The organism is Bacillus sp. AR13-1 (genome assembly GCF_008042285.1).
In the GTDB taxonomy this organism is placed as follows: Bacteria; Bacillota; Bacilli; order Bacillales; family Bacillaceae_G; genus Bacillus_A; species Bacillus_A mycoides.
On the sequence record NZ_QNUA01000034.1, the window covers coordinates 60,795 to 75,160 of the forward strand.

At 31.8% G+C, this 14,366-nt stretch carries 13 protein-coding genes and 2 pseudogenes; 4 read left to right on the top strand and 11 right to left on the bottom strand.

Annotated features, from left to right (window positions below; translation table 11 throughout):
- Positions 1-21 precede the first annotated feature (21 nt).
- The 7 genes and pseudogenes from DN408_RS21960 to DN408_RS21990 form a co-directional block, all read right to left on the bottom strand.
- Entirely contained in the window at positions 22-1,050 is a 1,029-nt protein-coding gene (locus DN408_RS21960; protein WP_002127614.1) for a serine hydrolase domain-containing protein, read from the bottom strand.
- 113 nt (positions 1,051-1,163) lie between these two features.
- The gene (locus DN408_RS21965) at positions 1,164-1,439 is read right to left on the bottom strand and encodes a heterocycloanthracin/sonorensin family bacteriocin (protein WP_001001869.1); all 276 of its coding nucleotides are present in this window, start codon (positions 1,437-1,439) and stop codon (positions 1,164-1,166) included.
- A 199-nt stretch (positions 1,440-1,638) separates the two neighbouring features.
- Positions 1,639-1,994: pseudogene (locus DN408_RS21970) on the bottom strand (NUDIX domain-containing protein).
- 372 nt (positions 1,995-2,366) lie between these two features.
- Complete coding sequence (locus DN408_RS21975; protein WP_078179191.1) at positions 2,367-2,936, bottom strand: DUF4256 domain-containing protein; 570 nt, start codon at positions 2,934-2,936, stop codon at positions 2,367-2,369.
- Between the two features lie 183 nt (positions 2,937-3,119).
- On the bottom strand, positions 3,120-3,584 hold the full coding sequence (locus tag DN408_RS21980) for a GNAT family N-acetyltransferase (RefSeq protein WP_002168287.1): 465 nt from the start codon (positions 3,582-3,584) through the stop codon (positions 3,120-3,122).
- A 76-nt stretch (positions 3,585-3,660) separates the two neighbouring features.
- The gene (locus DN408_RS21985) at positions 3,661-4,584 is read right to left on the bottom strand and encodes a nucleoside hydrolase (RefSeq protein ID WP_002127616.1); all 924 of its coding nucleotides are present in this window, start codon (positions 4,582-4,584) and stop codon (positions 3,661-3,663) included.
- 283 nt (positions 4,585-4,867) lie between these two features.
- Positions 4,868-5,779 carry a DMT family transporter gene (locus DN408_RS21990; RefSeq protein WP_002185732.1) on the bottom strand — a complete coding sequence of 304 codons (912 nt, stop codon included), beginning with the start codon at positions 5,777-5,779 and terminating at the stop codon, positions 4,868-4,870.
- A 152-nt stretch (positions 5,780-5,931) separates the two neighbouring features.
- Here DN408_RS21990 and pdxR point away from each other — a divergent pair, with 152 nt between their 5' ends.
- From pdxR to DN408_RS22005, 3 genes are all read left to right on the top strand, one after another.
- Positions 5,932-7,365 carry a MocR-like pyridoxine biosynthesis transcription factor PdxR gene (pdxR, locus tag DN408_RS21995; RefSeq protein WP_078179192.1) on the top strand — a complete coding sequence of 478 codons (1,434 nt, stop codon included), beginning with the start codon at positions 5,932-5,934 and terminating at the stop codon, positions 7,363-7,365.
- A 207-nt stretch (positions 7,366-7,572) separates the two neighbouring features.
- Positions 7,573-8,040 carry a hypothetical protein gene (locus DN408_RS22000; RefSeq protein ID WP_016120287.1) on the top strand — a complete coding sequence of 156 codons (468 nt, stop codon included), beginning with the start codon at positions 7,573-7,575 and terminating at the stop codon, positions 8,038-8,040.
- A 144-nt stretch (positions 8,041-8,184) separates the two neighbouring features.
- Positions 8,185-8,598 (top strand): magnetosome magnetite crystal formation protein family, encoded by a 414-nt coding sequence (locus DN408_RS22005; RefSeq protein WP_002141962.1) that lies wholly within the window; start codon positions 8,185-8,187, stop codon positions 8,596-8,598.
- A 133-nt stretch (positions 8,599-8,731) separates the two neighbouring features.
- On the opposite strand, the gene DN408_RS22010 is transcribed toward DN408_RS22005, so the two are convergent.
- Both DN408_RS22010 and DN408_RS22015 read right to left on the bottom strand, forming a co-directional pair.
- Entirely contained in the window at positions 8,732-9,607 is an 876-nt protein-coding gene (locus DN408_RS22010; protein ID WP_078179277.1) for a glycerophosphodiester phosphodiesterase, read from the bottom strand.
- A gap of 46 nt (positions 9,608-9,653) precedes the next feature.
- A pseudogene (locus tag DN408_RS22015) lies at positions 9,654-10,454 on the bottom strand (GNAT family N-acetyltransferase).
- Between the two features lie 505 nt (positions 10,455-10,959).
- Between DN408_RS22015 and DN408_RS22020 the strand changes: the two are divergent.
- Positions 10,960-11,658: a hypothetical protein gene (locus DN408_RS22020; protein WP_002168283.1), complete on the top strand. Its 699-nt coding sequence runs from the start codon at positions 10,960-10,962 to the stop codon at positions 11,656-11,658.
- 50 nt (positions 11,659-11,708) lie between these two features.
- Here the strand turns inward: DN408_RS22020 and DN408_RS22025 are convergent, their stop codons facing one another.
- Together DN408_RS22025 and DN408_RS22030 are read right to left on the bottom strand one after the other, a co-directional pair.
- Positions 11,709-13,013 (bottom strand): MFS transporter, encoded by a 1,305-nt coding sequence (locus DN408_RS22025; protein WP_002168282.1) that lies wholly within the window; start codon positions 13,011-13,013, stop codon positions 11,709-11,711.
- Between the two features lie 113 nt (positions 13,014-13,126).
- Positions 13,127-14,350: a methyltransferase domain-containing protein gene (locus DN408_RS22030; protein ID WP_003189564.1), complete on the bottom strand. Its 1,224-nt coding sequence runs from the start codon at positions 14,348-14,350 to the stop codon at positions 13,127-13,129.
- Between the last annotated feature and the right edge of the window lie 16 nt (positions 14,351-14,366).

The window sequence follows — 14,366 nt, forward strand, 5'->3', positions numbered from 1 at the left end:
TCCTTTTTATTATAGGAGTAGTTATACCCTAACCATAGTATTTTTACTGCTACTAAATGTATCAGCGACTAAATTGCTAAATTCACGTAAATAATATAAATAATTATCCCCACCATAGTTGTATCTTTTATTGTACATTTTAGCAACGACGACATTATATTCTGGAATGACTAATATCGTTGGTCCTGTAATTCCTAATATTTGATAGGAACCTTTAGGAACTCGCTCACCAAGTTCGCTAAATAAAGCAGGTTCATTTTGAACGAACCAAAACAACCCGTTTTGAGGTAGTTCTTTATTTGTATACTCTGGACTTTGTAAGCTCGTAGCAAGTGCTATAACTTCTTTTGGCACAATTTGTTTACCATTTAAAAACCCTTTATTTAAATGAAGGTTACCCCAAAATGCAAATTCTCTCGCAGAGACAAAAAGATTTTTCTCGGAGCCGTCATCTACTGCACCAACACTACTTATTGCATCTTCATCTGGGTTTACAACAACCTTAACTAAATTATCATCTTGTTTTATTCTCCATCCAGTTTTTTTGAAATCAGCAGGTGTGAATACACGCTCCTTTAATAGTTCAGGAAAACTCTTATTATACAGTTGATAAATAAGCTGCGTCACCATTCTTACATTAATATCTCTGTACGCCCAAGCTTGTCCCGGCTCAAATTCACGAAAAGCTGTCCCATCATCGGTTTCATTTAAACCGTGTGAATGAGTTACTAAATGTCTTATCGTTGTCTTTCCAAGTAATGAAGGATCATATTCTTTAAAATAATTTACAGCCTCGTCATCAAGAGATTTTATTTTCCCCTCATAAACTGCATAAGCTACCATTAATCCTAAATAGCTTTTTCTTGCGGAAGCGACATTGAATTGTGAAGATATAGTTACTTTTTTACTAGTAGGAGTATTTGAATGCGTTCCACTATAATGCTCTAGTACAATCTTATTATCTTTAATAATACAAAGTGCTGCCGCAGAACTTTGATTGGTCTCTTTAATGCTTTCTACCCATGAAATTAATTTTTCATATTTGTACAAATAAATATCCCCCTAAAACATATAAAAATAACAGCATGAAAGAAAAGTTTCAATACATTATAACTTTGCATCTGCACTTTTCTTTCATGTGAAATATTATAGATCTATAATACTTAAATAAACCACCAGTTCCAGCAATTAGAACAGCTGAAACAACCAACACAGCCTACACAACCTACGCAACCGCCACAACGTCCGCCGCCACAACCACCACAGCGACCACCACAACCGCCACAACGTCCGCCGCCACCGCATCCGCCACAACGACGTGCATCGTCTTGAATGTAGTAATATGGATATTGATTTTGTTGCTGATCCCAATACACAACATTACCAGGTTGATAAGCATTAAGGTTTAACGCTTGTAGTTCTTGTTGAAACTCATTCATTATGAAACCCTCCATTTACAAATGTAAATTCCGTCCAAATTTTCGAGTTTATTTACTTTTAAAAATAAAGTAGAAATAAGGCTATAGACTAAATGCGTACATCAACAAAATATGACTTTACACTAGGTGATGTACCTTGTTTATGAGCCTATTTTCTTTATATTCTTTTAGTGGACGGAATTAATATAAATAGAGACAATTAAAAATTACTAATCCAGCAAGTTAATAGTTCATCACTTAATTTTTTTTCTAGTAATTCTTTTACTGAAGGTGTCGGCATTATTGATTTGAATCTATTTCAAAAATGTGGTTAATTTCATGGTGGAGGGTTTCTTTGGCTTGCCATTGATTTTCTATGACGCCTAAAAATTGTTTTATACTGTAAGTTACTCCAAGTTCTTCTCGTAACTCTCTTATTAGTGCATTCTCTGCTGATTCGCCAATTTCAACATGACCACCGGGTAAAAAATAGTGATGGCCTATGTATTCAGCAACTAGTAATTTTTCATCTTTTATCATGATAGCTCGTACAATATGATGGAATTTACTTTTCATTTTGTATTCCTCCTAATCATTCACTTTATACTTGCTCGAAAATTTTCATTTAAAAGCGGGATAATATAAATCATAGGTGTTTCATATGGGTGAATTTCATTGATAATTGCAAGAGTACCTTTTACAAGTTCTCGTTTATACGTTAATTAAAACTAATAATTTTGGTAAATGATTCTAAAAAAGAGTATGTTTATGAAGAAAATTATCAAAACATACTCTTAATATTTTTAGTTGATTCATTCTTTTACAATAAGGTTTGATTAGCCCTATTCTTTGCGGCCTCAAAATCGAAGCCGTAGCTAAAGTATGCAATCACTACTATTCCCTAAGCAAATCTATTCTCTACTTCAAATTTACCTGCCTGTACAAATTTTAGACTCTTAACGAACCCCGAAAACCTCTTGCGGCATAGTAGGATTCTGCTCCATTGTGATACACAAAGACATGTCCAAAGCGATAATCGCAAAAAAGGGCACCGCCAAGTTCTCTAATATCAGAAGGTGTTTGCACCCAACTCGACGTCTTCATATCGAAATTTTCAAGATTATGTAATGTACGATATTCTTCTTCCGTTAATAGTTCAATACCCATGGCAGTTGCCATATCAATAGCGTTATTTTCTGGTTTATGTTTCTTTCTTGATTCTAGCGCTTCAAGATCGTAACAAACACTTCTACGACCTTTAGGACTTTCTGCTGAACAATCATAAAAAATATATTCGCCTTTTTCTTTACCGAAATCAACAACATCAGGTTCGCCACCAGTTCGTTCCATTTCGTTGAGCGACCACAACTTTTCAGTATTAGCATCCAGCCTTTCTTGAACATTAGCCCATTCTAAACCTTTATGACGGTTCATATTATTCTCAAAACGCTCTTTCAATGTTTGTAGTAATTCTTCACGTTGCTCTAGTGACAACTCTTTTTTATTGCTTTCTTTCATATTAGTTCCTCCATTGATGTTTTTGTTAATGATAGTTTAAGTATATATAAATACTGTTTTATAATAAAATGTTTAAATAATTGCGTGAATTGAGTTTGCGATAATTTATATGAATTAGTACAACCAATTCTCCGCAATATGACCCTTTAACGGAACAACTTATTGTTTCAAAACAGTACATCTTTATTTCAACAACAATAAGCGATATACTTCCTCACCGTCATATACATTTCCTAATGGTTTAAAATCATAACATTCATATAGTTTCTTTGCAGAAATATTATCTTTATGGACAGTTAATCTAATTTCCTCACACTCTTTAAAGTTATTTTTTATTAAGTTAATGATTTCCTGTAATGCTGCTTTTCCATATCCTTTTCCTTGCTCTTTTTCATCAATGATAAATCCGTTAATCCAATACATATCTGTTGACTCTCGTACAAAAGCATGCATAATAAAACCAACTATAAGGTCACCATCATATATAGCGAATGGAATATATTCGACATTTTCACCATCTGGTTTTATGTATACTTTAGCAAGTGATACTGCCACTGCGGGAACAAGATGGATTTGATTTTCTTTAACTCGTAACTTTAATGCGTCTTCCCAATTTTCTCTCGTAACAATTTTTAATTGAACGTTCACTATTTTAAGCTCCTTTAAAAGAGAATTTATCTTTTATATTCAACGGAGTGAAATGATTCCCTTTTTCGACATCAACTTATAACATGATTTTCATAAAATCCTGAATAAATTTTTCCTCATCTAATTGTAACGCTATACGCGCCCCTTCAGATTTAGAGTGTGGGCGAAAATCAGCAAAAGTTTGTCCCTTCGTTTCGCCACATATATCCACAGTCACTTTTCGGGATGTATAATTTAAAAATGTAGGATTCACTAAACCGCTTATAGCAAGTACATCGTGTAATAATGGCCCTTCAATAGATGGATTGAGTTTTTGGTATGCTGATAAATAATAATCGTACATGGGTTTCATAATCGACTTAAATGGATTTTGTGTATTAACTAAAATGTAAGTAAATACACTTGGGGTTAAAACCGTTTTATTTGTTACATTTAAAGGGAATAACGTTATATTTTTCGCTTGCTGAAATACAATTTGACTTGCTATAGGATCTCCGTACACGTTTGCCTCTGCTAATGGAGTAACATTCCCTGCTTCTAAAAAGACACCACCCATAAAATAAATTCCTTTTATATTTAACATCAATTCGTTCCATAAATTAAAAGCAATCGCTAACGAGGTAGATCTTCCTACATCGACAATTGTTAAATCTTCTCCATACTTTACAAGAATCGCAGCAATACTACCAAAATTGTATATAGGAATAGATAACACACTTTCCGGTACATGGATGGGCCCTAATCCTTCTGGTCCATGGATTTCAGGGTAATACGTTGTAATTTCATTTGTAAGTGGGCCTGTTGCACCGCTAATTACAGGAATATCTTGTCTGTTTGCTAACTGTAAAATATATGCGGCATTATGAGCGGCATGTATATGTTCAACATTTCCATATCCAGTTACGATACCAACAATTTCAATTTCAGGATGCAGTAAGCCATACATAATTGCAAACGAATCATCAATACCTGGGTCTCCAAAAAATAAAACCTTCTCCAAGAAATGCACTCCTTTCATAGGTAAGATAATTATGTATATGTGGAAAAAAATTAAATCTATACAGTTCTAAGCAAATATTAATGGTGAGTAATGTATTGATAAAAAAGAACTAGCATTATGCTAGTTCTTTTGCAGATAAATAATCTACCAGTTTAATTAAATCTCGTACAAATATTGGACTAACTGATTTTAATATAGATTTTTTTCACTATATTTATAGAATTGAAAACCTGTTATTAATCCGAAATTTTGCATTCAAATTGCAAATACTCGTAGGGATGTCTTACCATACCTTTTCACTCTCAATTTGCTTATAATCATCTTTATTAAATGTTAAATGAGCAATCACAACTCCAAGTATAGTAATTCCCCCTCCAATTATCGAAACAAAGGTTGGCACCTCACCTAACCATATCCAAGCGATAATACATGCAGTTACTGGTGTTAAATATAGAGAACTTGTTGCCTCAGAAGCACTGGCATGGGATGTAATATATGCTAATGCAATATACGGTAGTACTGTCGGGAACACACCTAAATATATAACACTCAAAGTAATTTCTATAGGAGCTGTTACGATTTCTTGATAAATCCCTGGCAAAAAAATAAGCATAAATACAGTACCAGACCAAATTGTATATATTGTAAATGGCAAGAAACCGTACTTTTTTAAGTATGGCCTTTGAAAAACGAAAAATAGACTTTCTGAAATTGCCGCCAATAATATTAGTAATCCCCCACTATTCAATTGAATGGAATCTCCTTGACTTAACGATAAAAAAGCAATTCCTACAAAACTAATTACACCACCGATCCAACCATTTAATTTCATTCTTTCATTCAAAAAAACAGAAGCAAGAATTGCCGTTAATATAGGTGTTACTGATACAATTAAACTAGCAGGTCCAGCATTCACACTCTTTTCACCGTAGTTCAGTGCAATATGATAAATTGTAAATCCAAGAGCACCAAATATAAAAATTACTGGAATATCTTTCAAATCAGGTAAACGTAACTTGTATATAAGTGAAAACAGAAAAAGAATCAAAGAAGCGATTAATAATCGTAGCAAAGTAAGGTGTTCAGGGGTGTAAGCTTCAAGCCCCATCCGAATTCCTGGAAAAGCTGTTCCCCATATAAGAATCGTAAAAGCGTGAGCACATACAATACGAAAATCCCATTTTTTATTATGCATATATTCTCTCCCTCTCCAATAAACCAGCCATTTTCTAATTACCAATTATTTCTTTTCATCATATTTAATAGTTGATACAATGTCTTCAACCAGTTAATCCTCGAAAAAACCAACCAATTTGCATTTTTAAAATGAATGAGGGAGTTTTTAATATGTCTACTGATAAAAAACTGCCTAAATATCGGCAGATAATAGACTATATGAAAGAAAAAATTGAATACGGAGAATGGCCGATTGGAAGTAAGGTTCCTAGCCAGCGGCAGTTAGCGAAATTATTTCATGTAAATCGTAGTACTGTAATAATTGCACTAGAAGAACTTATGGCAGATGGCTTAATTCAAGGGAAAATCGGATCAGGAACAATTGTAACGAATAATACATGGTCATTATTAGCCACCAATCCCCCGCCCGATTGGAGTGAATATGTAAAGGCTGGTATTCATAAACCAAGCAAGTTAATGGTACGAGAAATAAATGAAGCAGAAGCAAATAAAAAATTGATTCATCTTAGTAAAGGAGAACTTGCACCTCATCTTTTCCTGTTAGAAACTATGCAATTCATTATGCGTAACGTATGTGAGGAACTAGATTATTTCGGATATGAAGAACAAAAAGGATATCTCCCTTTACGTGAAGCAATAAGTAATTATGTAAAATCATTTGGAATAAATACATCACCAAGCTCTATATTAATAGTCTCTGGTGCATTACAGGCATTACAATTAATATCAATCGGTCTTTTACATAGAGAGTCAACTGTTTTACTTGAACGACCTTCTTACTTATATTCTCTTCACGTATTTCAATCGGCTAATATTCACCTTTCTGGAATACAGATGGATCAACATGGAATTATCCCTAATGATTTGTTAAGAAGAATTAATTATAGTCAAAAGAAAAATATTTTATATTCGATTCCTTGTTTTCAAAATCCGACGGGTGTATTAATGTCCAAGGATCGACGAAAAGAAATACTAAGAATATGTGAAAAAGAACAATTGCCTATCATTGAAGATGATATTTACCGTGAGTTATGGATGGATGAACTACCGCCCCCTCCTTTAAAGTCGATGGATAAATATGGACATGTTTTATATATCGGTAGTCTATCTAAAACACTTAGCCCAGGACTTAGGATTGGTTGGATTATCGGACCAGAGCCTGTTATTGAGAGATTATCAGACATAAAAATGCAAACTGACTATGGGTCAAGTTCTTTATCTCAAAGAGTTGCTGCAGAATGGTTGAGTAGAGGTTTTTATGAGGAGCACGTAGCCAATGTAAGGATTCATCTAAAAGAACGAAGACAAATAATGATACAAGCATTAAATATGTACTGTGCTGACATTACTACATGGGATATTCCTAGAGGTGGATTTTTTATATGGCTAAGGGTAGTGCCTAACATTTCGATGAAAAAACTATTTTCAGAAGCATTATCGAAGGGCATTCTTTTAAATCCAGGACGTATTTATGAAGAAGAATCAGATCAATATATACGTTTATCGTATGGATATGCTTCCCCTGAAGAAATCAATCGAGGAATTTATATATTAAGTGAATTGATCCGTGGGTTGATGGAATAACAAAAATCCTCTTTAATGTAAAGAGGATTTTTGTTATATCTTATTTACCACAATCGCATTTCGTTTCCTAATAAAATGAGTTCTTCATAAGAATCACCGTCAATCTTTAGCGGATACCCTTATTTCAATATATTAAGTCGAACTAACAATATTATTCAACTTTTCTCCTATACTGCAATACTATAAGAATAAAAAGGAGAAATTAATATGAGCATTTTCAATATCCTTTTGACCATTCACATATTATTTGGAACCATATGTTTAATTACGGGAATTGTAGCGATGCTTGCTCAAAAAAAGAAAGGGAAACATACAGAATGGGGAGAAATATATCATGCATCTTACGTTGTAATAACTCTTACTGCAATTATATTGTCCATTATAAACTGGGATAAAATCGCATATTTATTTTATGTAGCAATTTTCTCTTATTCATTTGCGATTTATGGCTATCTTGCAGGAAAAAAGCGTTGGAAAAATTGGGTTCATCACCATATTAGAGGTATGTTAGGCTCCTATATCGGTGCCGTAACCGCACTTTTAGTAAACGTCGGAATTCATATTCCAATTATTAATTTACTGCCGCCTATATGGTTTTGGTTTTTACCTACCTTAATTGGCATTCCTCTCGTAGCCAGTGTATCAAAAAAATATAAAAAACAGAGGGAAAATTAGTTGCATTTTGATTACTTTCTGAGTAATCTTATGAAAAATTATGCTCAATACAGAGAATAGTATGATTATTTAGATTTCATGTTTCCTATGATATAATGGGTTATATTGTTTTTTACCATCTAAATTAAATATAGGAGGATTTTAATGATACTATCACAAGATAAAAACATTAAACTAGTGATACATGCAATTACTTTATTATCTTTCTTGGCCTTTTTCCTCTTTGGTAATACACTTTTCTTTATACCGCTCATACTTTATTTCGTTTTCAAATCACAAAGTATAAAAGAGATGAATCTAGAATCAGCCCTTTTCCAATTTGGAGTATGGCTCGCTGTATTTCTTTGGAACTTCGTAGTAATCCGTACGATCATGCTTTCCTTATTACACATTGACTTGAGTACAAATTCCTTATTTGTTATTTTTGGAACAATTCCACTATATATAATACTTTTAGCCGCCGTAATTTTAGGACCACTTAAAGGGATTTTATATGAATTACAAAATAAAGAATTTCATTATCCTATTGTTTCACGATGGGTGCATAGAACTAAATAAAAAGAATCCAATATTTTTATTGGATTCTTTTTGTTTTCTCTTTTGCATAGTTATTTAAACTTCGGCTCAATGTATTCAAGTATGTTGTCATCAGGAAAACAGCCGTACATCATTTCCTATCGGGTAATTCTTTTTATTTATGATTTTTCAAATCCAATATTGAATGTAAACGATCCGGATAATTAGTAAACATGCCGTCTACACCCCATACTAGTAACTTTTTCATATCTTTTTCATTATCTACTGTAAATGGATGAACTTCTAATCCATAATTCTTTATTTTTTTTACGTAGGTTGCATCAATATATTTGTAATTCATACCAAGACCTATGCAGTATGTTTTATACTTTTCTATTTCTGATTCTGTTAATTGAACTGCTTTTTTATGTGATAATAATTGTACTAGCGGTATATTGGCATTTAAATTATGAATCTTTCGCAGACTTTCTTCACTAAATGATTGAATAATAACTTTATCATTTATTTGGTAATGATTAATAATTTCTAATAGTTTTTCTTCCATTCCAGGATATTTATCTGGCGATTTTGTTTCGATATAATAGTTAGCATTATGTCCAAACGTTTCAATAATTTCTTCTATTGTTGGAACTGTAGCATCTTCAAATTCTTTCTTTGCTAAATTAGAATGCTTTTTATTGAAAAAAGATCCTGCATTTAGTTTCTTTATTTCTTCTAATGTATGCTCTTTTACTAAGCCCGCACCGTTTGTTGTACGGTTTAATGTTTCATCATGCATAGCTATTAAATGTCCATCTTTTGTCATTTGGAGATCTATTTCTATATAGTCACCTTTTAATTGTTGTCCTAATGTATAAGCAACTATTGTATGTTCTGGTGCATATGCAGAAGCACCTCTATGCGCAATGTTTTTTAGATGATTTGATTGATTAGTAGCTTTTATATAATTATGTTCATTTACTTGTTGAAAAACAAAGATGCTTATTACTATGAAGAAACAAATGATTGTAATTATAGCTGTTTTTTTCATAACGGTATGTTAACTCCTATATTTAAAACAATTTGACTTGGATGATTTACTCAAATAAATGCCGATTTTCAAAAACAGTCATTTGTCCTACAACTTGAAAGCCGGATTTTTTATAAATATTTATTCCATCAGGTGAAGCTTGTCATACGCAATACGTATTTTTTAGTTGTTCAGCTTCTTGCAGCAAGAAATTAAACATAGTAGAGCCGAATCCTTGTCCTCTCATTTCTTCTTTAGTCGCTATATCATAAATACCGACACTATCTTTCGTACATACTAAAGAGCCAACAGATACTACCTCACCTTTATAAAGACCTAAGTATAGTTTCATGTTATCGCTATTCCATAAACTTAAAGAAGAAATTTGATTATAGTATGCTTGTACATTTTTACCTTCCTCTGATGTACCAAATAGATTAGCTAACGTTTCTCCAAACTTTTTGATTTGTCCTGAAGAAGATGCTTTTTGTATCGTAAAACCTACTGGCATGTTTATTCTTGGATGAATTGTTTTTAATTCTGCTACCATCGCGATATTCTTTTCAGCTTCTTTTAAACCAAGTTTGATTAATTCGCTTTTTATAGTCTGTTCTTGCTTATCATCCCAAAACCAAACACTCATTGGAAATTTCTTTTGATTATAGTATTCTACCTCCTTATATAATTTCTCGATTCCTTCCGTTACATTACTATTTAGTAGTGTGATAATATTAAATGTATCTGCAGGTAATCCGCAGTCGACAGTAATGTAATCCTTCGTTTCTTTTACATCCATTCCATTTACCTGCCGCGCAATATATGAGGTTTTATATGTAAAATTGTCTATTAGTAACTGTTTATAATTCATTCATTTTGCTCCTTTCATAAAAATTCGTATTCGAATCCTTCAGTATTAAATATATCATATAAGAAATGTACCTATTTCTATAAAAATATCTCTATAAATCACTCTTTGCGCCCTAAAAGAATTAAAAATGATATAACGTTGTCGGAATGAAAAAAGTGGTATATAATAAATATTAACATTACTAGTAATTATTTTAGGTATTCCTAGAATAAAGGAGCGATACATATGAAAATTACTATTTATTTCGGAAGTCATGAAGATCAAGATGTTCGTACTATGGACTGTCATTTAGATGTAGAAGATACAGAAGAGATTGTATCTGTATCTTAATATAAATAATGGGATGAAACCTCTTCCCTGCAACGTTTAAGGCACCTTTTATAGGTGTCTTTTTTATTGTTTTTTCGTCAAAAACCCTTTACTTTAGTGCGTTTTAATAGTAAAATATAAATATACGAACAAACGTTCTTTTAATTTATTTGTACATGAAGGGATGATTTCAACAATGACTCAAGCAAAGCGCAGAGGAAGAAAAAAGCAAACACCTATTATTTCAAATACAGGCTTTATCGGCTCTGTCTTTATTGATACATTGGAGTTACAAAAGAAATCCTATTATTTCGCTCGTAAAAAACTTCAAATTGTTCATCACGTACTAGATGGTCTATCTGGGGCAACGAGTGCATTATTTAAAGAACATAATATATCCGCACACATGTCATGTGTGTATTTACATAAACAAAAGAAAATCGGCTTTGTTCTTTCAACAAAACCGTTTGAACAAAGTGATGGCGTTGCTTACTTTATAAATTATTTAATCGAAAAGAATTTTTACGGTAACGAAGAAGTAGAATATCAAGAAGTATTTAATACAGGTTTTATTGGTGTAGTATTCGCGGATTTATCTAGTATAGATCGCTTTAATTTTGAGTTTGAAATGGGTATGTTAACGAAGTTAATGAAAGATATGATCATTCCTGTTAAAGAGCTCTTTTTACGCCACAATGTACCGGCTTACATCTCCACTTCTCATTTAGAGGAGCAAAATAAATTAGGTTTCGTTCTATCTGTAAAGCCATATGATGAACGTGCAGAAGCAGATTTATACTTTGAAACATATTTAAAAGAGCGCGGGTTATTTATTGGTGAAGAAGAAGATGATATTGATAAGATTGTCATTAGAAAGACAGCTGAATTACGATAGAAAAGCACAGGATGATGTTCCTGTGCTTTTTAAACATTTAACAATATCACTTAGCTACGCAAAACACTATAATCTTTTGAATGAATTTCTAAATTCAACTTATTTGAGTAAGCTTTATTTAAAATAAGAAATACTATCCCTCCTGCAATTGGAAGCATGTAGGCTGGAATATAATTTAATAATAGACCCGATAATGCTAGTGCTATTGGCTGCATCATTTTACCTATACTTAATCCAATACTGAGCACTCTTCCCCTATATTCATCGGGAATCTCTTTTTGCATGAAATAAGTTAAAGGAATATCAATTAGTGCTATCATTAGCCCTAAAAAGAACATAATAATGCAATACGTAGTAACGTATACAAAATTATCTACTTCAATACTTTTGAATGAAATTGGAATCCCTGAAATTATCATAAAAATTGCCAACATAAAACTTGATTTTTTTAAAAGATAGGAATAAGAAAAACGATCAGTTATCTTTTTTACTAATATTGCACCAACTATCATTCCTACTGGAAAAGTCCCATGAATCATGCCAAATTGCTTCGAACTAAGATTGAGAACTGTGTTTATTATGTATGGTAATGGGACGATTACAGCAAAACCTAGGAAGAAATTAAGTACAGTTAAAATACGAAACGTATTTTTTAAGCTTTCCCTTTCAATTAAGTAAGAAAACCCCTCTTTTATATCTTTAATAAAATTAATTTCTCTTTTTGAACATCCATCTTTTATGTTGTACTCGAACAATTTAAAGTGAATAAACAATATGGATATGCCCGAAAGAATAAATGAAATACCATTTATAATTATAAAAGTTTTTATATCTAATACAGCAAAAATGATGCCACCTAACATAGGACCGAGAATCAAAGATACAGAATCGATAATTTTACTTATAGAGTTAATACTCATTAGCTTCTCTTTAGAGACGATATTTGGTTTTGCGGCTTCTAATCCTATTCCGAAGAATGTTGTAAATACCGACATAAGAAAGGTAGTAGCATAAATGATGAATAAGTTTAATCCATAATTGCTGCTTACTATATAAACAGCAATTAATAAGCATCCATTTAGTAGATCCATACAAATAACCAGCTTCTTTTTATCAACCTTATCTGCGATTACGCCGGCAAATGGATTCATAACAATCATTGGAATCGTTCCTAAAATGAGTGTAATTGCGAAATTTAATGCTGATCCGGTTATTTGTAAAACATATAATCCTAATGCAAAACTATAAATAGAGCTACCAAATATTGATACTGTTTTCCCAATTACATAGAGACAAATATTTCTTAGTTCTTGATTGCTTTTTTCATTTTGTAAATGTATTCGTAAACTCTCCATAACTTTTCCCTCCCACTTAACTTTGTATTACGTATAGTGTAAGTTCTCGGGTCAACCCAATATCAATATGCTAGTATTAAAAACTTTTAAAAGAAAAATTAAAAAAGATGGGGTTAACCCCATCTTTTTCCGAAAAATGAATATGTATAAATTTCTTCTCCTTGAACAAAGAAATCCTCGTATTTTCCTCCTCGTTCTATATATTCTGAAGTTCTTTCATCTATGGAATTAAACTGTAGCTTTTGGATTTCTCTCTTCACTTTTGAAGACGTAAAATTATCTCGAAATCTAGTTGTAATTTGGCTATTTATGCTGAAATTTTTAAATAAAATAAATGAACTTAATAAATAACAATCAGGTTTTAAAAGGGAATTTAATTCATGTAATAAAAAATTTTCATGCTCAAAACTGTAATTACTTGTACCAGACTGATCAATTACAATATCAACAGAATGATTCTGAATAGGTATACTTAAAAAATCAGCGCAAATAAAAAGAATGTTTCTTTTGGAATTTCTTCTTTCAATTACATCTTTTAAAAATAGAAGTTTATTCAAATCTCGATCAACAGCAATATATAAGCAATCCTCTGGCAGCTCTTCATAAATATTTCGTAAAAAGAATCCAAGACCTGATCCTATATCAAGTATTACCTTGTCATTTAAATCTAGTTGTTTTAGTTTCTTTTTCGCCCATTCTCCTACTCTATGTATATTCTCCAAATAAGAAGAATCAGTTTCATGGATATAATTTGAAATAGGATCTTCAAAAGAAGCCCTGTCAGACGTTTCAAACGATTTACCTGCTGTTAAAATCCCTGAATTAATAACATACTCTTCGCCGCAATTACAAGTTAATTTCCCCTCCGTAATTTGATTGCTATTAATAATTCCATCTTGAAGAATTAAATTCCCGCTACACTTAAAACATGTAAGAAAATTAAGTACCCTTAAATCTATCCCTAAAATTGAATTAGAAATCTGAGTTGTTATAGATAAATCATTTAACGCTGCCTTTAATTTATCTCTTCTTTCCTTTAAATTTTTTATTTCATGTTCTACCTTTTCATATTTCAATTTAAATAAAGATTGGTAAAAAGTATCTTTTTCATAATTTATAGATTTTGCTAAACTTTTATAAAGAAAAAGTTCTTTAATTTCATTCAAACTAAATCCTAGCCATTTGTACTCTAATATAAGCTCTACATCTTTTTGACAATACTCATCAAATAAATAATGGCCACCCTTCTTTTCGGGGATAATTAGCCCGAGATCCATATAATGTCTAATCGCATCTATACTTAAATTATTTTTTTCTCCAAATTTACCGATTTTCATAATATCACTACCATTT

Excerpts from the sequence above, each read along its gene's own strand:
- DN408_RS21965 (WP_001001869.1), bottom strand. The coding sequence starts at position 1,439 with ATGAATGAGTTTCAACAAGAACTACAAGCGTTAAACCTTAATGCTTAT.
- DN408_RS21975 (WP_078179191.1), bottom strand. The coding sequence starts at position 2,936 with ATGAAAGAAAGCAATAAAAAAGAGTTGTCACTAGAGCAACGTGAAGAA.
- DN408_RS21990 (WP_002185732.1), bottom strand. The coding sequence starts at position 5,779 with ATGCATAATAAAAAATGGGATTTTCGTATTGTATGTGCTCACGCTTTT.
- pdxR (WP_078179192.1), top strand. The coding sequence starts at position 5,932 with ATGTCTACTGATAAAAAACTGCCTAAATATCGGCAGATAATAGACTAT.
- DN408_RS22000 (WP_016120287.1), top strand. The coding sequence starts at position 7,573 with ATGAGCATTTTCAATATCCTTTTGACCATTCACATATTATTTGGAACC.
- DN408_RS22005 (WP_002141962.1), top strand. The coding sequence starts at position 8,185 with ATGATACTATCACAAGATAAAAACATTAAACTAGTGATACATGCAATT.
- DN408_RS22010 (WP_078179277.1), bottom strand. The coding sequence starts at position 9,607 with ATGAAAAAAACAGCTATAATTACAATCATTTGTTTCTTCATAGTAATA.
- DN408_RS22020 (WP_002168283.1), top strand. The coding sequence starts at position 10,960 with ATGACTCAAGCAAAGCGCAGAGGAAGAAAAAAGCAAACACCTATTATT.
- DN408_RS22025 (WP_002168282.1), bottom strand. The coding sequence starts at position 13,013 with ATGGAGAGTTTACGAATACATTTACAAAATGAAAAAAGCAATCAAGAA.
- DN408_RS22030 (WP_003189564.1), bottom strand. The coding sequence starts at position 14,350 with ATGAAAATCGGTAAATTTGGAGAAAAAAATAATTTAAGTATAGATGCG.